The following is a 25,247-nucleotide window of genomic DNA, read 5'->3' as shown; positions in this document are numbered from 1 at the left end:
TCAGTAAAAATAAACAGTTCCCTTGAGATTGTATGGACAATTAACTTACTCGTAACGAAGTGCTTCAACAGGATCTAATTTAGAAGCTTTAATTGCAGGGTATAAACCTGATAAAACAGCTACCACTAAAGTAGTGATAAAGGCTGCTAAAATAGCCGACCATGGAATAGCAAAAGAGAAGTGAAGAAGCGAGGTCATTAAGTAAGCTGTTCCTATGCCCAATAAGGTCCCTATGAGTCCTCCTAGTTGACCAATGATAAGTGTTTCGGTAAAAAATTGTTGCGCAATTGTCTTTCTTTTCGCGCCAAGAGACTTGCGAATGCCAATTTCTTTTGTTCGTTCTGTTACGGATACTAACATAATATTCATCAAGGCAATAGACGAGCCTAAAATAGTAATAAGACCAATTAACCAAGCGGCCATATTGAGCATACCCACCTGATTTTCTAATGACCGAATCATGTCATCGCTTCGTTCAATACCAAAATTAGACGCATGTGAAACGGCTAAATTCCGACTTATTCGGAAATCTAGAGTAGCTTGATCGATGGCTTGTTCTAAGAAACCCTCTTGTTGAATGCCCACTTTAATGGTGTAATTGATGTCTGCTGCATTGAAGATATTGCGCGCAATTTGAATGGGAATAAAGATGCGTTGATCTTCATTTTGCCCAAACGTACTTCCTTGTTCTTTGAGCATCCCCACAACTTTAAATTTATAACCGCGAATGGAAATTTCTTGGTTGATGGGTGACTGTCCCTTGAACATATTCTTAGCGAAGTCTGATCCCACTACACAAACAAAATGATTGTTTTTGCAATCTGTATAGCTCAAACTACGCCCTTGTGAAAGTAATAATCCACTATTGCTAAGGTAGTTTTCATCGCATCCGACAATACTAACCTCAGGATCCGTTTTGATGTAATCGTTCTTGACTTCGATGTTCGATGCCGCAGTAAAGGAAAGAGAAACCGCAGAAAAAGGATAGTGGTAACGATCTTTAAAATCCTGTGCCTGGGTATAGGTAATCGTTGGGTTTTCAACTTGATTGGATTGGTTTTTCGCTATTCTTCCCGCTGTGTCATACTGACTGATGGTAAACGTGTTAGCACCCATAGAGGAAAAGTCTTCAACAATCGTGTTTTTTAAAGCACTTACCACAGACAAAATACCAACCAAAGCCCAAATACCTATGGCTATGATAAACACGGTAATACAGGTACGCAAAAGTTGACTTCTGATACTCGTTGCAGCAATTTTTATGTTTTCAATTGTTATTTTCCACATGGCTGATTAGTAGTTGAAAAAGGCGAAGTGTTACAAGTAAAGGTAGGAAAAAGTTGTTAAATAAAGAAGAGATCGGAGCACAGCGCAGATTCATGAAACACAAAAAACAATATAAAATAGGTGAGATATAGGATCAGGTGCAAAAGTTGGGGAGAGTAACAATATTCTTACAGTCAAGTTTTCGGTTCGTATGTCACCTCGACGTAGGAGAAATCGGAGCGTAGCGAAAATCGAAATGCAGTGAAGATTCATCGAATACCAAAACCAATATGAAATAAGTGAGATAGGTCGCATCCCCTAAATCAGGTTTCGTTTATTGAGTTCTATGCAAAAAGCTTAGTCAAGCTAAACAGGAAAAAGGACTCCTGTAACCAACGACCAACAGCCAACAAAAAAGTTGTTTTGTGTTCAATTACAAGAGAATACTTGCCTTTTTTAGAAAAATTCACCCTTCACCTCTTTCCTCTTTCCTCTTTCTAACTAAAAAATAGCTATTTTTGTAGCATTGAATAATTTTTGAAAATTAATAAAAATGGCAAAGAAACCGGGTATTCCAAAAGGGACAAGAGATTTTTCTTCGATTGAAGTAGCAAGAAGACAATTTATTATGCAAACAATCCGTCATCATTTTGAGCATTTTGGTTTCCATCCAATAGAGACGCCTTCTTTTGAGAATTTAGATACTTTGATGGGGAAATACGGTGAAGAAGGGGATCGTTTGATTTTTAAAATATTAAATTCAGGAGATTATTTGTCTAAAGTGGATGAAACACTACTAGCGGATAAGAACAGTCTGAAACTAACTACTCAGATTTCAGAGAAAGCTTTGCGTTATGATTTAACCGTGCCTTTTGCACGTTATGTTGTGATGCATCAAAATGAATTAGATTTTCCGTTCAAACGCTACCAAATGCAACCGGTTTGGCGTGCAGATCGCCCTCAAAAAGGAAGGTTTAGAGAGTTTTATCAATGCGATGCCGATGTAGTTGGATCAAAATCCCTATGGCAAGAAGTGGAGCTCGTGTTGTTATACGATCGAGTATTTACAGCTTTGGGCATTAAGGGGGTGACAATTAAATTAAACAACAGAAAGATCTTAGCGGGTATTGCTGAAGTAATCGGTGCGAGTGATAAATTGATTGATTTTACAGTCGCTTTAGATAAACTAGATAAGATAGGAGAAGAGGGCGTTAAAAACGAAATGATTGAAAAGGGGATTGATGCAGTGGCCATTGAGAAAGTACAGCCTTTATTTAACTTTACGGGAAGCTTTGAAGATAAAATTAAACAACTAGGTCAGTTGTTATCTGCGTCTGAACAAGGGACAAAAGGTGTTGAGGAATTGGCTTTTGTTGGTCGTGAAATCGATAAAATTGGACTTTCTACGGCGGAATTGAATTTAGATGTTACTTTAGCTCGGGGATTGAATTACTATACGGGGGCGATTTTCGAAATCGGTGCACCTGAGACGGTTCAAATGGGATCGATCGGTGGAGGTGGACGCTACGATGACTTAACTGGGATCTTCGGTTTGAAAGAGATGAGTGGAGTTGGTATTTCGTTCGGATTAGACCGCATTTACCTGGTGATGGAAGAACTTAATTTGTTCCCAGCTACAGTTAATGCCTCTTCAAAAGTGATGTTCCTAAACCTTGGAGAAGAAGAAATGAGTTATGCCATGAAAGCTGTCGCTCAATTACGCGATGCAGGAGTGAAAACAGAGGTGTATCCGGATAAAGCAAAAATGGGTAAACAATTTCAATTTGCAGATAAAAAAGCAATTCCATTTGTTGTATTAGCGGGTAGCGAAGAAATGCAACAGCAAAAATTTACAGTGAAAAACTTAACTTCTGGAGAGCAACAGATCGTGAGCTTCGAAGAATTAAAAAATATGGTGGAGTAACACTAGTCAAGTAAAAACAAAAAGGGTTGAACGTTAGAACGTCTAACCCTTTTTTTATCTCTTTGATTTACAGTATCTAGAGCAGTCTTATGCTCTTTAGTTCGCTTTTGCTGATTCGCATTGTGCACTTAGCATAAAATAGTATAGAAAAAAAACTTTTCAAAAAAAGCAGACCGAAAATTATGTATTACCTTAGCCCAAGGGGAATATAACTAGTAAATAATTAAGTATGTCGGTAGAATATGTTGAAATCCAAAGTTTTATTGAGAATTATAAAGAAACAGATCGAGATTGGTTAACCTTAAAGTGGAACGGAAAGTTCGGATCTAAGTTTAAGGACGAAAATTATATCTTTAGACAACAAATCGCAATCCTTGTTTGTGATCAGATTCACACGGTGAGTCTTGATTTAGTTCGAGATCTTTTTATTGAATTGGGAAAGGTAGCTCAGGTGAGTTTCTCTGTGTTTACGCACTACCACCTACTGGCTCAAGAGTTACTAGAAAGAGGAGGAAAAGACTACCTCTTTGACTATGTATGTGCCGCACATATTTCTTTTGATACTTTTTTAAGCACTGCAAATATTCAGCTTTCTCCTGAGCGAATGCATGAAATGGTTTCTTATTTCGATTTCTTAAAGCAGACCGAATTAGATCCTCAAGTGCAAAAAATGCTGACCGATCACATTCGCAATCGCTTTGTTACTATACAATAGCGCTACAACAATTGTGTCAAACAATAGATAAGAAGTCCTACAAGTCCCCCAACGAGTGTACCGTTAATTCGAATGAATTGCAGGTCTTTGCCTACTTCAAGCTCAAGCTTATCACTGAGTTCTCGACCATCCCATTGATCCACTGTCGTGCGAATTAACGTTGCCACCTCCCGTGTATTGCGAAGAGCTAAACGATACAATGTAACTTGTATCCATCGATTAAGGCGCTGTTGTAAATCGAGATCTTGGGCAATGTTCTGCGCGATGGATTGAATCGTTTGCTTGATATAGGTACGCATCGTCGATTCTTCCTCTTGAAGTTGTGTGTGTAAGGTCTGTTTAGATGTTTGCCAAAAATCAGTCAAGTATTGATGAATGACGTCTTCTGTTACAAATTGATGCAAGAGCGCGTGTAATTTCTCTTTCCAAGCAGGAGATGTTTCGAGATCCGTGGCGAATTGAGCCAATTGTGTGGTAATTTCTGCTCGTACTTTATGCTGTTCATGGGTATGAATATCTTCCAAGAAAGTGTGTAACCCTTTGATTAATTGGTTTGTAACTGTTTTTCCACCTACTAATCCCAAAAGAGGTTTTTTCTCTATAATTTGATTGTAAATTTCTGTTCGATGTTCTTCTACATAGGTCTGAATTTTAGGTAAAACCAAAGTAATCAAACGGTTGTGTTCATTCTGATCTATGGCATAGCGCACGCCTTGGGCAATAAACTGTTGCAGGTTGATTTGGTTGATGCCTTGTTGTGCTTTTTTAGTCAAGAAATCGATGATTTGCTTTTCATTGAGGTCCTCAATAATGGATTGCATCAAGAAAATGAGCTCTCGTTCTACGAGCTGTTGGCTTTTAGGTTGATTGAGCCAAGTGGATAAAAAATGAGCCACTTCTAGCTTATTGATATAAGGACGAATTGTTGTCGGTGTTAGGAAATTATCTGTTACAAAAGAACCGAGATTATCACCAATGTCATTTTTCTTGTTTTCTATTAGGTTTGTATGCGGGATTTTTAATCCCATGGGATGACGAAATAGGGCAGTAACTGCAAACCAATCTGCCAAAGCACCTACCATAGCCGCCTCTGCAAATGCCTTGACATAGCCCATCCAATTCGCCGGATGGTATTTAAGCCAATACACCATCGCAAGGTAAATCACTGCCATAATTAGAAACAATCCTGTGGCAATTCGCTTATGTAATCGAAGTTGAGCTTTTTTATCTGGCATTATCAGTTATGAGTGATCAGTTATGAGTGATCTAATTTAGAACTAAAGATATGATTTTTCTAGAAAATTAAGTTGATTCTTTAAACGAAGTAACGCAACAAATCAAAGTGAAGTGTCCATTTATTGTACTTCAAAATCAAATAGTAACGCAGTGAAGATCCTCCGAATACCAAAATAAAACAGAAGTCCAATGAGATAAAAGATGGATGAAGCGGGAGGGGAACGCAATAGACATAGAAGGGGAATAGTTGTTATTTCTATTGGTTTCGTAGGAGATGAGTCCATAGTGAGTCCATGGTGAGTCCATAGTGAGTCCATTGAAACGATACTTTTAATAGACTCACTATGGACGCACCATGGAGGTAACGTGTACTTATTCCGAAGATGGTGGGACTAAAGTCCGTATGAGGTATGGGGAGTAACAGTTAACGTGATCAAAATTGTTCTTTTACTTGAAAAGAAACCATTTCATAGGTTTTAGGATGTTTAAACGTAATGGATTCCGCATGTAAAAACAAGCGGTTGCTTTTTGTACCATATAAATCATCACCGACAATAGGGGTATTTAAACCCATTGGATGAGAGGCATGCATGCGCAATTGGTGGGTTCTTCCAGTGATGGGATAGAAGTACACTTTGGTTTTACCGTCTTTTCGTTCGATGACTTCCCATTTGGTTTTAGCGGGTTTTCCGTGTTCAAAGCACACCATTTGACGCGGGCGATCTTCTAAATCGACGCGTAAGGGCAAATCAATATAACCTTCATTCCCTTCGATAATTCCATCTAATAAAGCGACATAGCGCTTGGTTACTGTTTTCTTGATGAATTGACTTTGCAGTGCTTTATGTGCTTCTTTATTTTTGGCTATGATTAAAATACCAGAGGTTGCCATATCCAAGCGATGAACAATAATGGGACCTGTTGCTTTGGGGTATCGTATTTTCATGCGTTCATAGACGGAGTCTTGAATGTAAATTCCAGGAACACTTAAGAATTCTTCTGGTTTATTGACAATCGCAAAGTCCTCATCTTCATACACCACTTCAATCGGACGTTGTAGTTCAGGATTGATCAACAGTGGGTTATCATCCACGTCTAACCCTTGCAACATATGCCCTAAAATCGGTTCACATTTACCGCGACAAGCTGGGTAGTAGTGTTGGTGTTTTCGAATTTCTGATTTAGGGGATTCACCCCACCAAAATTCTGCCATTGCCAGGGGTTTATAGCCGTTGAGGTAGGCGTATTGCAAGAGCTTAGGTGCTGCACAATCCCCTGCTGCTGCAGGTGGTTGTTGAAGTGCTGTTTGTTCAAAAATATCGAGTAAATCTTGTTCTTCTTTGTTGTAGTTGAGAAAGCGATATTGCTGAAAAAGTTTGCGTTGCAAAGCATTAGATTTTTGCTTGCGTTCTTCTTTTAGGGTATTGATATGCGTGTCAAAATCGAGTATCAACTGTTGAGTCGCTTCGATTTGTTCTTGCCAGTAGGTGGTAAGTACGCGCAATTCGTGTTTGTCGCGTAAACTTTGTTTAATCAGATCCTCATTAAACGCTTCAAATTCAATAGAACTCATTGCGTTTACTTGTGTATCTCTTTCGATTTTACGCGCTTGTTTGAGCTGTTTTAGTGCATTTTTTTTCTGGGCTATTGCTTCTTTTTCACCTGCTAGTTGCGCTTGTAAAAGGCGTTGTGCATTTTGGTAGCTATTGTCCTTTTGTAGCTTTTCAATTGTAGCATTGATGTTGTTTAAAACGGCTTCTTCTTGAGCGAAAAAGCTGTCTTTATTCCAAAGATCAAAAACAGGTGGTACAAAACCATCTACATGGGTGTAATTTCCCAATTTACCCGAAAAACCACGTAAATACCCCAATTCACCGTCTGAATTTTCTACGAGTAATACCCCAAACATTTTACCCGCTGCTAAGCGTTCAGGATTGGCTGAATCAAACAAGGGGGCGAGTAGAGTATGGGTTTCCAATTCGCCTTGCAACTCCTCACTCGCTAGAATACTCAACGGATGAGGTTCGTAATAAAAGGGAAAAGTAAACTTCTCGGGTTTATTGATTAGGGAAATATCCGATTGAAATCGTCTAAAAGCTACATCAGAGATTGACATGGGTTTGAATTTGATTGCCGCAAAATTACGGATTATTCGCTGAGGCGCAATTGGAATTCTATATTCTTGCCGTAGAAATCAGCTCGTTTAAACTTTTAGTTAACCAACAAAGCCATCTTATTGGGATGGCTTTGTATGGGTGTATTGAAAATAAAAATTAAGTTTATAAGCGATAAGCACCTATGGTTTTGCTTCCTGTTCGTGCTTTTGAATTTAAATCAGAAGTAAACACTTCAATGGGAACTTCAATACTCAATTGATTGCGAAGCTCCATTAGTTCCTCTACACTCATTCCTTGAGTGGCAATGGGACTAGATGTGCTATTTGGTGTGAGTTGCTCCGGATCAGCCGTTTGAACATCTTGTGCTGAAAAAGTTCCTGTTACCACGTTCTCTTCGCCAAATAATTGATTGTGAATTCCTGATTTTACTGCCGTTAGGGTTCCAATAGGGTTAATACCATTGTTGTTGGCCGTACTTGGATTGTCAAATACTAAACTATTGTACAAGTAAATGGTATTGTTTGCTTGGTTGTTGATTGCTCCAAAGTTTTTGCTCGATTCATTTTTGTACAAGGTCGAATTAATCAAATGAATTACGGCTCCGTTGTGGGTTGAAATGGCTCCACCTTCTCCTGCAGTAGCAACGTTGTTGTAGAAATAGGTGTTTACCATGATCGATTTAGAATTATCGCGATGATAGATTCCTCCACCATTAGCTCTTGCTTGATTATTCGTTACGGTTACATTCGTTAAGTTGATTTCCGAATTGTTTAAGGTTTGTATTCCACCAGAAACACCTCCTGCTTTGTTAAAGGAAATATCAGAGAAATGAATAAAAGCTTTGGAGTTGTTTAAGAAAATTCCACCCCCATTAGAGTTGGCATTTACCCCTGTATTTTCATTAATAATAGAGTGGTTAATTGTTAGTACACTTTGTTTGTCTGCATAAATACCTGCCGCATGACGTCCTGATTGGTTTTTGACGATTTTGCAATTGTTTAGGCTCACATCAGAAGCAATGACCAAGAGGCCTGCACCGTGATCTCGAGGGATATTCATTCCTTTCAAGGTTAAATTACTCGCTCCAGCATCACTATTTCCTGCTGTGATGGTTAAATTTTCTAAAGTTACCTTTAAGCCAGTTAGTTTAGGCGCTAAAATGGTCATAACGTGTACACTTTGATTTTTTCCAGAAAGGATCGTCTGTGCTTGAGGATTGGGGGTACTTCCTGTGGTAGCTTCTTTGGGATAACCTCCGATAAGCTTGATATTGGCTTGAATTAAAAAGGTCTTGTCTTTCTCTGCTGCATTCGGAATTAATTCATGTGCACCAGGATGATAGGTTCCCTCTGCTAGGTGAATGATGTCATTGTTGTTCAATGCGAGTTGTAAAGCGTTGTCTAGGGTAGTGGCTTGTTCCCAACTGCTACCATCTCCTTGGCCGTTTTCTTTGACATAGTAATGGGTGTACGTATCATCTATACTTGCCTTAGCTTGTTTGAGGGTGATTTTCTCTTGGCTGTCATCCGTAATTTTGATCGTCAACGATCCTACGCGATCTTCTAAAGCTAGATTTCTGTCGTAGGTGATTTTTAAGGTGTGTTTACCCACATCTCCACGAAGGAGATCTGAGGAAATCCAATTGGCATTTGATTCAACACGCCAAGGTAAATTAGACTCAAAATTAACTTCCAATTGTCCTTTTTCTTTACTCACTTCAAACTCTTTTTGGGTCAGTGATAAATTGGGATTAGTTGGTGTAAAACCATAGCGATTGTCATCTGCACTACAACTGAGTAAAACAAATAGTAGAGAGTATAAAAGACCTAGAATTACTAAAGGTTTGAACGTTCTTGTATGCATGTTTATTTGGTTTTAGTAATGATGATTCCATTGCCTACTGCTCGTTCTATCCCTCCATTGTCTGAAGGTAAGTTTCGAATTTGGAATTTATTAACGGTAAAGTTTGGATTGATAAAGAAAGTTGAACTTCCTCCACCATCGAGATTCAACGCGCGCTCAGATCCAATGCTACGCATATAATCTCCTAAATCTTCGTAATTCATTCCATTCGACCAGGTGTAGTTTCTACCGTCAACTACCATTAACAACAGTTGATTTTTACTGGTTATTCCAACAGCAGTACGCGGGTGAATTTCCTTGTCGGATTGAACTACCGTTTGTCCATTTTTTACCAACCAAACACCACCAGATACGGCTTGTTGTAAAGTTGCTGCTTGTTGATCAAAATTTTCCATTTCTTCTAAGCTGACTTTGTTTTGCTTATCCACAGCAAGATATCCTTCATTTCGATTCGAAGCGGTAGCGCGTAAGATCATACCGTTAAATACGAATATTCCCCTTGGTACACCGGAAGTCATATCGTAAAAATCGCCATTGACTCCACCTACAACTTCAAAATTTGGATTGAGGAGGGCTGTAGCTTGCTCTGTCATTGGTTGCATAGCAAATTCAGGTTTGTTATGCGGCATAGAGGCAACAACAGATACGCTTGGATTATTCAAGTCAACCGTGTAAACAAACGTTTTCATCGTATATCCTTTTTTAGCTAAATACGAAAATTCATTTACTTGTACTCCTTCCGTTAAGGTGTAGGTTGAATCTTTAAATACCTGCGCAATCAAGTTGCTATTTTTAACTAATTGAGCCCCCATTTCGGTTTTGGGGATGGCTTCATAGGTTGTAAAAGTATCGTCCGTTTTTGTTTGACATGATACTTGAAAGCTGATCAGTAAGCTGAATAAGATATAATTTAGTGATTTCATTAGTAACCAGGATTAGGAGTTAATTTTTCATTTAATTGTAGTTCACCACCAGGAATAGGCAAGAGGTGTTGGTAGTCTAAAAGACCTAATTTTTGTTTGGCTGTATTGGTTCTCACATAGTCGTAGTAAGAAAAACCTTCTGCTAAGAATTCTTTTCGTCTTTCTTCGAGTACCCAGGTTGTCATCTCTTCTTGTGTTGCTGGATGAACTTCAGGTAAACCTCTTGCTGTTCGAACAGCGTTGAGTCGCTCTGTACCTAAAGCAAGGGAAGACGCTTCCGCACTGATCAAATACATTTCTGCAATACGAGAAATAATAACGGGATCTGTACCCGTTTGTCCGCTTGGGTATTTGTTGATGCAATCTTGTCCTCCAAATACACCAAAGGAAATGGCTCTTCTCTTGTCTTCCGGAGTGATGAGTGCTAAAATCTCTTTAGATGGAGCATATACATAACTCCCTTTGTTGGGATGACCATAGTTGTAAAATAGAGTACTGATCGTATTAGAGGATTCAGGTGTTAGATTTTCAAAGGCGAAAATAATCTCGGTGTTAGCTTCTTTTCGGAAGATTTTCTCAAATGAATCTAAGGCGTATTTACCATTGGTAATTAGGCTTTCTGCAAATTCTGATGCTTCTTGCATTTTGTTTTGACTCAACATCACTCTTGCTTGCAAGGCTGTTACTGCATCATTTGAAACGTAGTAGTAGTTTTTAGCATGAGCTAGAAAATCTTTCGCTTCGGCTAAGTCTTTTTCAATTTGTTCCCATACTTGTGCTTTAGGCGTACGCGCAGGCTTTTCTAAAGTGTTTTGGGTTAAGAGTGGTACATCGCCCCATCGCGTTACTAAGCTATAATAGATATAAGCCCTAAAGTAATGCGCGGTTCCTCTTACTCGACGTGTGTTTTCATCTAAGGGCAATGCCTCTGCTATAGCAATGACGTTGTTTACTTGATATAACGCACTGTAATATCCTTTCCAACTGTTGACTACTAGTCCATTTAAAGGATTTAGTGTGTTGTTAATAACATCTTTACTTGTTGTGCTAGAGCCTTGAACATTACCTCCAATGATATCAAACATAATCCACGATTCTCGTCTTGGATCATTTTGAACGTTGTTGTACATTCCATTTTCTAAGGCTTTTAAATCATTGGGTGTAATCGCTTCTGGTGAAATCCCCGTTCTAGGGTGTAAGTCCAATTCGCTACTACATGAAAGGAGCGAAAGACTAAAGGCGAATAAAAGTATTTTTTTCATTTTGTTTTCGATTAAAAATTGACATTTAAACCAATAGAGAAAGTGCGAGTAGGTGGAACACCTAGGGCGTCATTCCCGTAGAAACGCGCATCTAAACTTGGGCTCACACTCGGATCCCAACCAGAATATTTTGTTAGTAATAGTAAGTTGGTTCCCTGAACATAAACGCGAAGTCCTTTGATTTTAAGGCGATCCAATACTTTTTGATCAAAGTTGTACCCCAAAGTAGCGGATTGTATTTTAAAGTACGATCCATCTTCTAGCCAGCGATCGGAATTTTTATTGTTGTTGGTATCTCCCATTAAAGCTCTAGGATAACGATCAGTAGAACCTGGTCCTGTCCAGCGGTTGTCGTAGTACTCTTCCAAAATAGGGAATCGATCTCCTAGCTTTCCAAGAACCCCTGGTTTCCATCCGGCATAAACATCATTACCATAAGAGAACGTGGTTAAAATATCGAGTTGAAAGTTTTTATACCTAAAACTGTTGTTCCAACCTCCAAAGAAATCTGGATTAGAACTGCCGATTACCTCTCTATCATTGTCGTTAATGATGTTGTTTCCATCTCTGTCTCTCCATTTTACGTCTCCCGCACGAACGCCTCGTTCATATTGCTCTTGCGGTACTTCTCCGTCGTATTGATAAATTCCCTCTTGTACAAAGAGATAGAATGAACCAATATCTTTGCCTACTTGTAAGGCGCGATTGCCCCCAATAGATAAAGGCTCTCCTTTGTTGTCAATCAATTGGGTGATTTTGTTTTTGTTGGTAGCAATGTTGAAATTGGATTGCCATTGAAATTGGCCGAATGTAAAATCGGTACCCAAGGCAATCTCAATTCCTTTATTTTCCATAGAGCCTATATTCGTTAAGATGCTCGACATACCTGAAGTGGCGTGAATAGGCATGGAATAAAGGAGATTGTTTGTCTTTTTCTTGTACATATCCAAGCTGAAAGTCAATTGTCTATCAAAAAAGGCGAGGTCCATACCGAAGTTGGTTTGATCTGCTTTTTCCCATGTTAAAGCATTATTTCCAAAACTAGAAACCGAAATTCCACTTTCTAAACCGTAGTCATTGCCTCCTGAAAGCAGCGATAAATAGCCGTAATTATTGATTCCCTCTTGGTTTCCTGTACTACCATAACTCAACCTCATCTTTGCATCAATTCCCAAGTCTTGCATAAAATCCTCTTGGTCGATGTTCCATCCTAAAGACACAGAAGGAAACCAACCCCAACGAGTATCAGGAGCAAATTTTGACGATCCGTCCGTTCGAATGGACGCGTTTAAAATATACTTGCTTTTATAATCCAAGCTAACCCTAGAGAAGTACGATTCCATGGCATATTCTGTTACATAACCCGTTGCTCCTGTAATCTCTGAAGCTACATTGATCACGTCAAAAGAAGGAGAAGGAAAACCGCGACCGTCAATTCCTGTCGTATTATTTGTTACTTTCTGAAACGTATGCCCAGCCATAGCGGTCAAACCAAAATCATTGAAGTTTTGATTGTAAGTTAAAATGTTTTCCGTTTCTAAATTTAAAATGGTTCGCTTCGAATCGACCAAACGTCCCACACCTGTTCCATAAGGGTGTTTTTCGTTGTAATACAAATAATCATAGGTATAATTGAAATCTGTATTAATGCTATTTCTAAAGGTTAAATTCGGTAAAATTTTGATGTCCGCATATAAGTTTCCAACATAGCGAAATAAATCCAAATACGTTTTTTGTTCATTTAAAATTTGGATGGGGTTGTGGCGCAATAATTCTTCCGTACCTCCAATATAATAATCGCCATTGGGTTTGTAAGGACGGTCAAACGGACGTTGTTCTATGGCTCTTGCAATAATGGTTGTTCCTAGATTCGGACCTGGTACTTGATTGTTGCGGACATAAGATAAGTTGTTGTTGGTTCCAATTGTCAACCATGGTGTAACTTCTGTTTGAAGCTTGGTATTTAAATTATAGCGCTTCATGCTGTTGGTCTTAATTACTCCGTCTTGTTGTAAATAAGAAGCACCAAGGTAGTAGGTTGTTTTTTCAGATCCTCCAGAAAAAGATAAATCTACATCAGTAAAGGTTCCGCGTTGCGTAATAATATCTAACCAATTGGTGTCGGGAAGATTACCGAAAGGATTGCTGATTGGACTCTTATAATCTTTATCACCTACTTGTAGATTATACTGCTTGTTGTAATTGGATACCCCTTCGTTGTATTGCGCGATATATTTGTCTGAATTCGTGATTTTTAGCTTGTTTTTATTAGCGAATTCAGAAATTCCAGTGTTGATATTGAAGCGAACAGCACTGCTGTTTTTCTTTCCTGATTTGGTTGTGATGATAATCACACCATTGTTGGCACGTGAGCCGTAAATGGCTGCGGCCGCAGCATCTTTTAATACTTCGATAGATTCAATGTCTTTCATATTAATAGTGCTAAGTGAGCTCATCCCTTCGCCCATGTTGAAGAGTTGCGCAGAAGGGTTGTATAGCGGAATACCATCTACAACATATAATGGCTCGTTACTCGCACTGATAGAAGATATCCCACGGATAGACACGCGTTCACCTGTTCCTAAGTTTCCAGAACTCAAATTGACATTTACCCCGGCCATTTTACCTTGAAGTAATTCAACAGGAGAAGCAACTGTACGCATGTTTTCATTGGTTACACTCATTTTGTCAATGGCTGTTGTAACCAATCGCTTTTGTTGTGTCCCATATCCTACAATAATAATCTCATCTAGATCACTTGTGCTTTCCCCTAATTGGATGGTTAGGTTGTTTTTCGCTTGAACGATTTGTGTGGTAAAACCAACAAAAGAAATTTGTAATTGGTCTTTGCCAATTACAGCTTTGATATTGAAATTTCCATCTATATCACTCAGCGTACTAACAGCACTCCCCTGTACTTGAATAATAGCTCCAGGTAGGGGCTCTCCATTTGAATCCACTACTTTTCCTGTAATGGTTTGTGCTACTTGTTCTGGGCGTTGTGTACGTTGAGCTTCGCGTTTAAAGGAAATTAAATTGTTGTTGATGCGATAAGCTGTTGTTGTTTCTTTGGCAATGACATCCAATAAACTGTAGAGCGTTGCCGAGGTGTTTTCAACTGAAATAGCCGTATTGATGTCTATCATTTCAGAAGAAAAAACGACTTTATACGAAGTTTGTTCTTCAATGGCTTTGAAAACATGGTTTACATTTGTCTTCTTCGCGGCCAGTACGATGTTCATCGGTGTTGCTCTGTTCAGATGATCTTGACTAAAAGCATAGTTGTATTGAGCACCTAAGAAAATACAACAAGCGATATACAAGCGTATTCGTATGCTCAATTTAGTGTTGTGAATCATGTGTGTTTGTTTCGTTTATAGTTATTAAATTGTTTTGATTGCTATAGCTTAAGTTGTGGATAAAACAAAAACTATCCAGAATATCTTGTAAATTACTGTTGCGATAATCTCCCGTTATTTTGATGTGTTGAATCGCTTTGCTCTCTGATAAAATGAGGATGTCAAATTCACGTTCAATGCTTGCTTTCCAATGGGCAAAAGAGGCATTGACCATGTTTAGTGATTGGTTCCAAGAAGACATACGGTCGTTTTGTGCATTGTATTTTTGAAGGCGTTGGTTTTCAAAATGAGCAGACTCTTGGGGGAGAAGAATGACGTAGTCAGTGGGTGTTTTCGTTTGCACTTTTACTTTTCCCGTATGAACCTCAATGGCCGTTGAAGTTTTGTCCTCCTCTATAAGGAAGGAGGTCCCTAAAACAGAGGTTTCCAGCTCTTTCGTTCGTACAGTAAAAGGGAGTTGTTTGTTTGTACTAATCGAGAAAAAAGCCTTTCCTATCAGTTGAACCTGGCGGTCTGTTTGATTATATGAGTTGAAAACGGTTAATTTACTATGGGGGAATAACGTGATTTTAGATTGATCGGCTAGGGTAATGAGTTGAGTATCCTCAGCTGACGTGTAAGTTTGAGGAAGACTTGCTTGCACATAGTAGCCTAAGGTACTCAAGAACAGTACTAAAACCCCAGCTATTATCCCTTGATTTTTCCTCTTTTTTAAACGCTTCTTAGCAGAAGACTGGGCGAGAATGGAACGATATAGGGCGTTTTTGAGTGGAAGATTTTGCTGTACTTCTTGTAGAGGAATACCGTTCTCCTGCATTTTCTCTACAAACGATTCAATGGCTTCCTCTTCTTTAGGTGAGGCTGAATCTTGTAGGTGTTGTTGTAAAATAGTTTTGAACTTTTTCTCCATTGTTTTGGTCTTATATAGAAAAGAGTACAAAACAGGAGCATGCCCCTACCTAACCAAACAATACTAACGTTTTCTTAAACTACATTACAATTTGGTAATAATCAGAAGTAGGGAATAGATAGAGCAATAAAAAGTAAAAATCTAAAGAATAAGGTAAGGTTGATTTTAGTGTTTTCAATGCTTTAGTAATTTGATTCTCTACTGTACTTTCTGAAATCGCTAGTTTTGAGGCTATTTCTTTATAGCTTTGATGATTGTAAAAACGAAGCGTAAAAATTTCTAAACATCGTTTAGGTAGTACTTCTTGGGCTTTGTTGTAAATCAGTTGTAGCAACTGTTCCTTAAATAGACTTTCTTCTTCATTGGTAAGTAATTCGTGTTCGGTTAAAACATGATACACAGATTCTAGTTGTATGGTATTGAACGGGACTTTCTTGAGGTAGTAGAGGCTTTTGTTTTTTACAGCTGTAATTAGATACGCTTTAGCGTTGTCAATGGTTAGGCAGTCATAGTTGTCCCAAATAGAAATAAAAACGTCTTGTACAACATCGGAAGCTAAGGTGTGATCTCTTAAAATGTTGTATGAATATTGGTATAAAACATCCCAGTGTAAATTGTAATGGGTGTTAATCCATTTGTCTTTTGTTGTATTCATTGAAATCAAATATTTTAGGCTAAAGTAAGGTTTGTAGCCTATTCTAATATTAAGCGAATATTAAAGCACCGTTATATAAAAGGTGGTATTGTGCTAAAAGAACGTAGATGAAAAAGTAGAGGGAAAGGAAAAGCAGTTGTAAAAAACGAAGTATCTTGTCCCTTTGAAATGAAAAAGCATGAAAAATCCATCCACGTACCAAGCGCCTACCCATTTATCCTCTTTTGTATCCTATGATACCCCAGCGTATTTTCAGGAAATGATTGCCATCGAATGGAGAGGACAAATCCAATCCTCTACAGGGGGACGAACATTTACACTCTATTATTGTGGAACCTATGCCGAGGATATTGAACTGTTGGTGGATCAAGGCGATTTTCCTGTTGTAGTATATGCGGAAGATGTGGAATCGAAGGAGCGAATTTTGCTCTTTGATTATGCGAAGCACGGCTATGATGCAATGTTTTGTGAAGCGTATGAAGAGGCATTACTTTTATCTAGAGAAAGTGAATTACAAGAATTAGTTTTGCAGGGTGAAAATACATTTGAAGTTATGGTCTATGCATATCACAACATTGATTACAACGAAGAAATGGAAGAGTTTTTAAATGAGAACAAGGAAATCGAATTGCTTTCTGGCGCTATAATCACGGCAGAAGAATTGAAGCGCAATGGATTCGATTTCTTTGGAATCGATGTGATTGACCGGTATGGAAATCGACAGGTGATTGTCGAGTTTGAGTTGGCTTAATGAAATTCGCCTTCAAGAGTAGTAAAGACGTAAAGTCTATAAAAAAGACAGTAAATCTCACAATTACAAGATTATTTTCAAAAAAGACTATATTTCCTGCTTTTGCTTTTTGTGACTTAAGGAGTTAAATAGTATCTTTGGCGCTTCAAAGGATTAAATAATACCGATATGTTTGATAATTTAAGCGATAAATTAGATAAAGCCTTTCATATTCTTAAGGGACATGGTAAAATTACAGAGGTAAACGTTGCAGATACTTTAAAAGAAGTGCGTAGAGCGCTTTTAGATGCCGACGTTAACTTTAAGATTGCCAAAGATTTTACGAATAAAGTAAAAGACAAAGCCTTAGGACAAGATGTATTGACTACGCTTCAACCAGGACAATTAATGATTAAGATCGTGAAAGACGAGCTTACGCAATTAATGGGAGGTGAAGCAGCTGGAATTAATCTATCGGGTAATCCATCAGTTATTTTAATGTCTGGTTTACAAGGATCGGGTAAAACGACCTTTTCTGGTAAATTAGCGAACTTCTTAAAAACTAAAAAGAATAAAAAACCTTTATTAGTAGCGTGTGACGTATATCGTCCAGCGGCTATTAACCAGTTGCACGTTGTAGGAGAGCAATTAGGGGTTGAGGTATATTCGGAAGAAGGAAATAATAACCCGGTTCAAATTGCTGAAAATGCAATTAAACACGCAAAAGCAAATGGATTCAATGTAGTTATTGTCGATACCGCAGGTCGTTTGGCTGTGGACGAAGAGATGATGACAGAAATTGCCAATATTCACAAAGCAATCACACCACATGAAACCTTATTCGTTGTGGATTCCATGACGGGACAAGATGCCGTAAATACTGCAAAAGCATTTAACGATCGTTTAAATTTTGACGGGGTAATCCTAACAAAATTAGACGGGGATACACGAGGTGGAGCTGCCATTTCAATTAAGTCAGTGGTAAACAAACCAATTAAATTTATTGGTACAGGAGAGAAGATGGATGCAATAGATATCTTCTACCCTGAGCGTATGGCTGATCGTATTTTGGGAATGGGAGACGTAATTTCCTTAGTTGAGCGTGCACAAGCACAATACGACGAAGAGGAAGCGCGTAAAATCCAAAAGAAAATTGCGAAAAACGAGTTCGGATTTGACGATTTCTTATCGCAAATTCAACAAGTGAAAAAAATGGGTAGCATGAAAGACTTAGTTGGTATGTTACCAGGGGTTGGAAAAGCGTTGAAAGATGTAGAAATTGAAGATGATGCCTTTAAACACATCGAAGCGATTATCCACTCGATGACTCCCAAAGAGAGAGCAACGCCTTCTTTACTTGATGCAAAACGAAAACAGCGTATTGCCAAAGGATCAGGAACGGATATCCAACAGGTCAACCAATTGTTGAAACAATTCGATCAAATGAGCAAAATGATGAAGATGATGCAAGGAGCAAAAGGAAAGAATTTGATGCGAATGATGGGACAAATGAAAGGAATGCAATAAAAATAAAAAGAAGGTTTAAGGTTCAACGCGAAGTTTAAACCTTCTTTATTTTACATACAACAACACACTAATTATTACGATTTAATGCAACTACTAGACGGAAAAAAGGTATCGGAAGATATCAAAAATGAAATTGCTGCTGAGGTTCAACAGATGAAAGCTCGCGGTGAAAAAGTCCCTCACTTAGCAGCAGTGCTTGTGGGAAGCAACGGAGCAAGTTTAACTTATGTAGGAAGTAAGGTAAAATCATGTGAGCAAATTGGATTTGAATCTACTTTGGTTGCTCTACCTGAAGAAACGACAGAAGAAGAGCTATTAGCAAAAATTAAAGAATTGAATGCTGATCCTGCGATTGATGGATACATCGTTCAATTACCTTTACCGAAACACATTGACGAGCAAAAAATTCTAATGGCTGTAGATGCAGACAAAGACGTGGATGGATTCCATCCAACAAACTTTGGAAAAATGGCCTTGGAAATGGAAACGTTCTTACCTGCTACGCCTTATGGAATCATGGAATTATTGGAGCGCTACAAAGTAGAAACAGCAGGTAAAAACGTGGTCGTAATCGGTCGTTCCCATATTGTAGGTCGTCCAATGAGTATCTTATTGAGTAGAAAAGGATACCCCGGAGACGCAACAGTAACGTTAACACACAGTCGTACTAAAGATATCGCAGCGATTACGAGAGAAGCGGATATTATCATCTCCGCTTTAGGGGTGCCCTACTTCTTAAAAGCAGATATGGTAAAAGAGGGAGTAACTGTAGTAGATGTGGGAATTACACGTGTTCCAGATGCAAATGCCCCAAGAGGATATGTAATCGCTGGAGACGTTGATTTTGATGAAGTAAGCAAAAAAGCAGCATTCATTACCCCAGTACCTGGTGGAGTTGGTCCAATGACCATTGCCATGCTATTGAAAAATACACTTTTAGCTCGTTCAAGAAGAGCGAAAAAAGGAGAATAATACCGAAAAGGGCGCCTCATTGATGCGCCCTTTTTTTGTGAAGTTTGTTTTTTAACCGAATTTTGCAACAACTTCTTCCCACGAATTGAGTCGATTCGGATAGTCAATTGTAGCATTGTGATAAGCTGTAAATAAAAAGCCTCTTGAGCCAAATTCAATCAGATTTTCGGGCATGTCATCTAGTATATAATCGGCTTTAATCAATGATTTTTTTGCGCAAAAAATCAACTTTTTAAGCGTAATCTCGGGGAAATTTTTTTCTATAAAGGCACATCGTGAAGCCAGAGAATTAGGAAATTCCAAAGCAGCAGATACAATATAGATATCGTATTTTTTAGATAGCATAGCGATGCCTTCTTGTGCGCCATCTATAACGGAAACTTCTTGATAAAATCCCTCACTATTTTGTTGCTGTTTTATAAAAGGGATGTGAGATGGGGGGAAACAATCATAAACGGTTTTTCCAAAGAGATCAAATTTACTCCAAGTCGTATGATAAGCTTTATTATACTGCTCTAATATTAATCCAATAGAATCTGCAAGAACTTCATCCATGTCGACAGCTAGTACAAGTGGTTTTAAAATTTCTCTTGCATTCATTGGCTAAGTATTTAAATGGCATATTAAAAATAATTCTTTTAGATTGTTTAAAATAGGAAGAAAAGTTAATTTTATGTTGTTTTAACTCAAATAAGGGAGGGATAAGGGATTAGTAGATTTTTTTAAATACAAGATTACTTTTTTAAACGAGAATTTTTACACCTCATCCTCTCAACAACTTAACAACTCAACTGAAAAAAATCAAGCGCTTTCCTGTAAATCGAACGTTTAACGAAGGAGATGCTGTAGTAGAAGGTTTGCAAGTGATCGAGACACCAGGGCATACCCAAGGTCATATTTCTTTATGGGATGCAGTAAACGGTGTTTTAATCGCTAATGACGCTTTAGTAGTAGAGGAGGGACAACTCAATATTGCCAATCCACAATTCACGTTAGATATGCGACAAGCAGTTGCCTCAGTGAAGAAAATAAAACAATTGAAACCAAAGAAAATCATTTGTTATCACGGTGGAATTTTAGAAGATGGAATTGAGCAGCAGTTGGAAACCGTTATTCAAATGTATCAGTAAAAAAGTTTACTAGAGTAGTAGACAATTTGTAGTGTTTCCTTGTGACAGAAGAAGAAAGTAGTAGGCTAAAAAAAAACAAGTGTAACATTTGTTACACCTTATTCCGATAGTAATGCCTATTTTGGGGAATCAAACCAAAAACTCACAACATGAAAACGCATTATCAAATTCTCATTATAGGTGCTGGAACAGCGGGTATTATGACGGCTGCTCAGTTGAAAAAGAAAGATCCTAGTCTGGATATTGCACTCGTTGATCCCGCAACAGATCATTATTATCAACCTGCTTGGACTTTAGTTGGGGCAGGTGCTTATGACAAGCAAAAAACAATAAAACCAATGGCTTCCTTAATTCCTTCAGGTGTAACGTGGATTAAAGAAGCTGTTACGGGATTCGATGCAGATCACCATACTATAACGACGACGGAAACAGGTAGCTTAACCTATGAGTATCTAGTTGTTTGTCCGGGTTTGGTCAATGATTATTCTTTAATCGAAGGTCTAGCGGAAGCTGTAGAACAAGGCGTGGTGTGTAGCAATTATATTGATCCCGAATACACGTGGAAACAACTCCAAGCGTTTCAAGGAGGGACGGCTATTTTTACACAACCGAGTACGCCAATTAAATGTGGAGGTGCTCCCCAGAAAATCATGTATTTAGCTTGTGATTACTTTAAAAAGAAAGGGATTCATACCCAAACAAAGGTGTATTTTCCAATGCCAGGAAGTGTGATCTTTGGCGTCAAGAAGATAGCGGATACCTTATTGAAAGTGGTTGATCGTTACCAGATTGAATTTATGCCGTTGCACAATCCCATTCGAATTGATGCGGCTGCAAAAATTGCGTATTTCAAACCGACAAATGCACAAGACAATCATTGCTTTGTTACTTCTGATGACAAGCAAACACAAGTGTTAGCAGATGGGGTAGTAGCGATGTCTTTTGACTTTTTGCATTTGGCACCTCCTCAAACGGCCCCTAAATTTGTGCAAAATTCTAATTTAGTCAATGCAGCAGGTTGGTTGGATGTGAATCATCATAGTTTACAGCACAATAAGTATAAGAATATCTTTGGTTTAGGCGATGTGGCAGGATTGCCAACAGCGAAAACAGGAGCTGCCATTAGAAAGCAAGTGCCTGTTGTTGTCGATAATCTCCTGCGTTTACTACAAAATCAAGAAGCAACCAATAACAATTACAACGGATACTCTTCTTGTCCTTTAGTTACGGGCTATGGCAAAATGGTATTGGCTGAGTTTAATTATAAAAATGAATTTATTCCCGATCCTAAACTAAAGCAAATGTTAGTGTTCTCTAGTCACAAAGAGCATTGGCGTTTGTGGATGCTAAAAAAACATCTCCTGCCTTATTTGTATTGGTCAAAAATGATGAAAGGCGAGCAAGTATAAGATATAAACGAGCGTTTCTCTTTCAGAGACGCTCGTTTTTTTGTGGAATATCCACAATTGTAGGGATAAAAAGAAAAGGGAATTCGAAGTATCTTTGCCCTATTAAAAAAAGCAAGTATGAAAGTAGAAGATAAAGATGCTGCCCTTCAACAAGAGTGGTTTACAAAAGGAGAGTTATATGCCAAGGGAATCAACGAAATGGTTGCTTTTGGAAAAGAACACGGCTGGGATAATTGGAAAGGCGAAGAACCTGAAGATAAACGAGAACACTTGGGAAAAGAGGTGTTTGAACTGTTGAAACAGGCGAATATAGCAGGAGAAGTAGAAGCGTTTAGAGCTCACTTTCCTCCCTCTTATGCGCCATTTTTGCCTTTTTATGACGAAAAATCTCAATACATTGGAGATTTAGTTGCTATTGAAGGTGATAGCGTTGCCTTCTTAGCGGGTACTTCCTATGAAGCACGTACCGCTTATTTGCTTTCAGGTACAACGGTACACGTATTGGATCATACCATTAAAGGGTTAGGAAAGTCAATGCGCAAGGGGGTATTTGCTATTGCTTATGCGGATACAATTGTTGCGTATCAAGGATGGAATGGTCCAGAGATCGCGACCTTTCCATTGGGAGAATTAGCGAATTTAGGTATCTCCAAATTAATTCCCTTTAACGATGGAAAACGCATTTTATTTGTTACTTCAGAAGGGGTGTATCTTTTGGAAGAGGAAAAACAACAATTGATTCATCCTGTTTTATCTGAAGAGGAGCAAGAAGAAGGGGATGATTTCTATATCGATATGGAAAATGCAACCTTATCTCATGATAATACTTATATCGTCGTTGGAGATCAAGATCGCGATCACCGCATTTTACACGTTGACGGAAAGGAAGTGGGAAGCGTAGGACCTCAATCGTCTTATCCTCATTTCTGTTTGTTTTCAAAAGACGATCAACAGCTAATTACCAATTCGTGTCACTTTTATAATGGGGTTACCATTGGCGTAGATGCAACGAAATTAGAAGGTATGCAGGTAGAAGCCTATGAAGAAAGTGATGACTTTGTGTATATGGATGAAGGAATGCGCGTCTATCAAGGGGTTGCAGTAAAAGATTATTATGTTTTAGGTGATGCGTATGGGTATATTCGCTTTATCAATAAAGCAGGAGAAGATATTGGTCAATTTTTTGTTGGAGGAACGATCAGCGGAATGACGGTTTCTGACGATGAAAGAGTTTTGTGGGTAGGAACGTATGCTGGAGCTATACACAAATTAGAATTAGACAAAGCCATACGCGATACACATACGATCGGAACGCGTCCTTTATACGAGCAATCTCGTTGGCTTGTTTGGAAAGATGAACCGCAAGTGTGGCGTTGGTAAAAAAAGAAGGAGAGAATGCAAGAAAAGTATATAGAGGTGTTGTTGCGCCATTTACAACAAACCATCACGTTAAATGAAAGTGAAATACAGCGAATTAACGAGGTAGTAGAAATCGTAACAGTAAAGCGAAGGGAACTAGTCTTACAACCAGGGCAATTATCTCAACATATGCGATTTATTGCCCAAGGTAGTGCGCGTTGTTATTACCTCGATGAAAATTCACAGGAACACACCTTGCAAATTGGCATCGAAGAATGGTGGATTAATGACTTATATAGCTACTTGACGCAAAAAGAATCAAAATTGTATATTCAAGCCATTGAACCTGCTGTAATTCTTCAAATTAGCAGAGAGAATCTCGAGCAATTATACACGGAAATACCCGCGCTGTCTACGTTTTTTCGATTAAAAATACAAAGTGCTTATGTCGCTTTACAAGAGCGAACGATTGAGCATATGAGTACGGAGGTGTACTCGCGTTACCAGCGATTTATCAAAGAATACCGCAATATTGAACAGCGTGTGCCTCAATATATGATCGCTTCCTACTTGGGGGTGACTCCTGAATTCTTGAGCCATCTCAAGAAAAAGAACATAGAAAGTCTTTCTTAAGCTATCTTAAGAACCACGTTAACACGAGCGAATACATTTGTCCTGTGAAAATAAAGAAGCCTAGACAAATGAAATTCGCTCGTTTTTTTATGGTCCTAATCGGACTCTTTCCACTTGTTGTTTTTGGACAGAAGACTGCCTTTTCGCCTGATATGATGATCGGAAATAGATCGTACGGTTACACCCATGCGTTGAGTCATCGACTGTCTGATAAACTTAGCGTGCAAAACCTCGTTTTATTCGATTCTGAATACCAAGACGACAACCACAATATCTTTTTTATCCGCAATACCCTTGCGTATCAATTGCCGAAAAACTTCATTTTAAATGCGGGTTTTGGTGTGAAGAATCCCGGAAAGTTTGCGAGTGTGTACCTCCAATACCAATGGAAGAAAAAGGATCTTCAGTTGGTTTATGGCATAGGTACAACCTATCAAAAGGGATTCACCTTAGAGCAGTCTTTGTTAGTGGAATATACCCCTCAATTAACAGAACAATGGCAAGGATTACTTCGATTATCTGCTGTTGGAAATGTCAATCGACACGAATATACCCGTGGATTTCAACATATTCGAATAGGAGTAAAGAAGGATAATCTTGCAATAGGGATAGCTGCGAATTTAGAGCAGTTTAATATGAGCTGGGATCACTTCAAAAATTACGGGTTTTTTGTAAAAGTAAATTTATAAATAGATATAAGATGAATAAACAAATTGACACTGGACTGCTACTGAGCAGGATTGCCATTGGATTCCCTATGCTGTTTTATGGGGTTGGCAAATTAATTCACGGGATTGGATTTATCCAACAAACCTTACTAGATAAAGGATTACCCGCTTTTTTTGGGTATGGTGTATATGTAGGAGAAGTAATCGCACCTATACTATTGTTGTTGGGATGGAGAACGCGTTTGGCGGCGGCTGTATTTGCCATCAATTGTGTAACAGCGATTTTGTTGGTACAAAGTGCGGCCATCTTTAGTCTCAATGATAATGGAGGTTGGCAAATTGAATTGTTGATGATCTATGCCTTAGTTGCCGTGAGCTTGTTCTTCACGGGTGGTGGTAAATACGCCCTATCAACGACTCATCAATGGGATTAAAAAAAGCTTCTGAATAGAAACTTTTTTTAATAGAAATAAGGGGGATGGCGTTGTACGATAGATGTAGAATTCAATATGGGCTAAAAAATACACGATTTCTCTAAGGTCTAAAATTCTTTGTGATTCTTTTGCTTCTGTATCAAGTCTCCACTAGC

General features: G+C 38.5%; 21 protein-coding genes. 11 read left to right on the top strand and 10 right to left on the bottom strand.

The genetic code is table 11. From position 1 onward, the window contains the following. Positions 1 to 45 precede the first annotated feature (45 nt). Positions 46 to 1,287 carry an ABC transporter permease gene (locus tag ACPDG9_RS05685; RefSeq protein WP_430526792.1) on the bottom strand — a complete coding sequence of 414 codons (1,242 nt, stop codon included), beginning with the start codon at positions 1,285 to 1,287 and terminating at the stop codon, positions 46 to 48. A gap of 532 nt (positions 1,288 to 1,819) precedes the next feature. Between ACPDG9_RS05685 and hisS the strand changes: the two genes are divergently transcribed. Beyond that, positions 1,820 to 3,190 (top strand): histidine--tRNA ligase, encoded by a 1,371-nt coding sequence (hisS, locus tag ACPDG9_RS05680; protein WP_430526791.1) that lies wholly within the window; start codon positions 1,820 to 1,822, stop codon positions 3,188 to 3,190. 229 nt (positions 3,191 to 3,419) lie between these two features. Continuing rightward, positions 3,420 to 3,905 (top strand): hypothetical protein, encoded by a 486-nt coding sequence (locus tag ACPDG9_RS05675; RefSeq protein WP_430526790.1) that lies wholly within the window; start codon positions 3,420 to 3,422, stop codon positions 3,903 to 3,905. A 2-nt stretch (positions 3,906 to 3,907) separates the two neighbouring features. On the opposite strand, the gene ACPDG9_RS05670 is transcribed toward ACPDG9_RS05675, so the two are convergent. From ACPDG9_RS05670 to ACPDG9_RS05635, 8 genes are all read right to left on the bottom strand, one after another. Then, a complete protein-coding gene (locus tag ACPDG9_RS05670) occupies positions 3,908 to 5,140 on the bottom strand; it encodes a DUF445 domain-containing protein (RefSeq protein WP_430526789.1) in 1,233 nt (410 codons plus the stop codon). Between the two features lie 434 nt (positions 5,141 to 5,574). Then, positions 5,575 to 7,257 carry a pseudouridine synthase gene (locus tag ACPDG9_RS05665; protein WP_430526788.1) on the bottom strand — a complete coding sequence of 561 codons (1,683 nt, stop codon included), beginning with the start codon at positions 7,255 to 7,257 and terminating at the stop codon, positions 5,575 to 5,577. A gap of 163 nt (positions 7,258 to 7,420) precedes the next feature. Beyond that, a complete protein-coding gene (locus ACPDG9_RS05660; protein ID WP_430526787.1) occupies positions 7,421 to 9,121 on the bottom strand; it encodes a BACON domain-containing protein in 1,701 nt (566 codons plus the stop codon). 2 nt (positions 9,122 to 9,123) lie between these two features. Next, the gene (locus ACPDG9_RS05655) at positions 9,124 to 10,044 is read right to left on the bottom strand and encodes a phosphodiester glycosidase family protein (protein ID WP_430526786.1); all 921 of its coding nucleotides are present in this window, start codon (positions 10,042 to 10,044) and stop codon (positions 9,124 to 9,126) included. After that, complete coding sequence (locus tag ACPDG9_RS05650; RefSeq protein ID WP_430526785.1) at positions 10,044 to 11,306, bottom strand: RagB/SusD family nutrient uptake outer membrane protein; 1,263 nt, start codon at positions 11,304 to 11,306, stop codon at positions 10,044 to 10,046. Before ACPDG9_RS05650 ends, ACPDG9_RS05655 begins: the two co-directional genes overlap by 1 nt. Before the next feature lie 11 nt (positions 11,307 to 11,317). Then, positions 11,318 to 14,665, bottom strand: coding sequence for a SusC/RagA family TonB-linked outer membrane protein (locus ACPDG9_RS05645; protein WP_430526784.1), 3,348 nt, complete (start codon positions 14,663 to 14,665; stop codon positions 11,318 to 11,320). Then, entirely contained in the window at positions 14,649 to 15,575 is a 927-nt protein-coding gene (locus ACPDG9_RS05640; protein ID WP_430526783.1) for a FecR family protein, read from the bottom strand. The genes ACPDG9_RS05645 and ACPDG9_RS05640 overlap by 17 nt, the downstream gene beginning before the upstream one ends. Before the next feature lie 79 nt (positions 15,576 to 15,654). Beyond that, entirely contained in the window at positions 15,655 to 16,230 is a 576-nt protein-coding gene (locus ACPDG9_RS05635) for a sigma-70 family RNA polymerase sigma factor (protein ID WP_430526782.1), read from the bottom strand. A 178-nt stretch (positions 16,231 to 16,408) separates the two neighbouring features. Here ACPDG9_RS05635 and ACPDG9_RS05630 point away from each other — a divergent pair, with 178 nt between their 5' ends. The 3 genes from ACPDG9_RS05630 to ACPDG9_RS05620 all read left to right on the top strand — a co-directional run bounded on the left by ACPDG9_RS05630 (position 16,409) and on the right by ACPDG9_RS05620 (position 19,459). Continuing rightward, positions 16,409 to 16,981 (top strand): hypothetical protein, encoded by a 573-nt coding sequence (locus ACPDG9_RS05630; RefSeq protein ID WP_430526781.1) that lies wholly within the window; start codon positions 16,409 to 16,411, stop codon positions 16,979 to 16,981. A gap of 168 nt (positions 16,982 to 17,149) precedes the next feature. Next, complete coding sequence (gene ffh / locus ACPDG9_RS05625) at positions 17,150 to 18,487, top strand: signal recognition particle protein (protein WP_430526780.1); 1,338 nt, start codon at positions 17,150 to 17,152, stop codon at positions 18,485 to 18,487. A gap of 84 nt (positions 18,488 to 18,571) precedes the next feature. Next, positions 18,572 to 19,459 (top strand): bifunctional 5,10-methylenetetrahydrofolate dehydrogenase/5,10-methenyltetrahydrofolate cyclohydrolase, encoded by an 888-nt coding sequence (locus ACPDG9_RS05620; RefSeq protein ID WP_430526779.1) that lies wholly within the window; start codon positions 18,572 to 18,574, stop codon positions 19,457 to 19,459. A gap of 51 nt (positions 19,460 to 19,510) precedes the next feature. On the opposite strand, the gene ACPDG9_RS05615 is transcribed toward ACPDG9_RS05620, so the two are convergent. Next, positions 19,511 to 20,059, bottom strand: coding sequence for a 5' nucleotidase, NT5C type (locus ACPDG9_RS05615; protein ID WP_430526778.1), 549 nt, complete (start codon positions 20,057 to 20,059; stop codon positions 19,511 to 19,513). 152 nt (positions 20,060 to 20,211) lie between these two features. Here ACPDG9_RS05615 and ACPDG9_RS05610 point away from each other — a divergent pair, with 152 nt between their 5' ends. From ACPDG9_RS05610 to ACPDG9_RS05585, 6 genes are all read left to right on the top strand, one after another. Then, entirely contained in the window at positions 20,212 to 20,589 is a 378-nt protein-coding gene (locus tag ACPDG9_RS05610; protein WP_430526830.1) for an MBL fold metallo-hydrolase, read from the top strand. 149 nt (positions 20,590 to 20,738) lie between these two features. Next, positions 20,739 to 21,998, top strand: a complete 1,260-nt coding sequence (locus ACPDG9_RS05605) for an FAD-dependent oxidoreductase (protein WP_430526777.1) — start codon at positions 20,739 to 20,741, stop codon at positions 21,996 to 21,998. A 117-nt stretch (positions 21,999 to 22,115) separates the two neighbouring features. Beyond that, positions 22,116 to 23,378, top strand: coding sequence for a hypothetical protein (locus tag ACPDG9_RS05600; protein WP_430526776.1), 1,263 nt, complete (start codon positions 22,116 to 22,118; stop codon positions 23,376 to 23,378). 15 nt (positions 23,379 to 23,393) lie between these two features. Next, entirely contained in the window at positions 23,394 to 23,990 is a 597-nt protein-coding gene (locus ACPDG9_RS05595) for a Crp/Fnr family transcriptional regulator (protein WP_430526775.1), read from the top strand. Positions 23,991 to 24,034: 44 nt separating this feature from the next. Then, positions 24,035 to 24,679 (top strand): hypothetical protein, encoded by a 645-nt coding sequence (locus ACPDG9_RS05590; RefSeq protein WP_430526774.1) that lies wholly within the window; start codon positions 24,035 to 24,037, stop codon positions 24,677 to 24,679. A gap of 11 nt (positions 24,680 to 24,690) precedes the next feature. Next, positions 24,691 to 25,092, top strand: coding sequence for a DoxX family protein (locus tag ACPDG9_RS05585; RefSeq protein WP_430526773.1), 402 nt, complete (start codon positions 24,691 to 24,693; stop codon positions 25,090 to 25,092). Positions 25,093 to 25,247: the final 155 nt, after the last annotated feature.

The sequence above is a fragment of the Myroides sp. C6-3 genome (genome assembly GCF_050522425.1).
Lineage (GTDB): Bacteria > Bacteroidota > Bacteroidia > Flavobacteriales > Flavobacteriaceae > Flavobacterium.
Note: the sequence above shows the minus strand (reverse complement) of the source record. Positions and strands in the feature narration are given on the sequence as shown.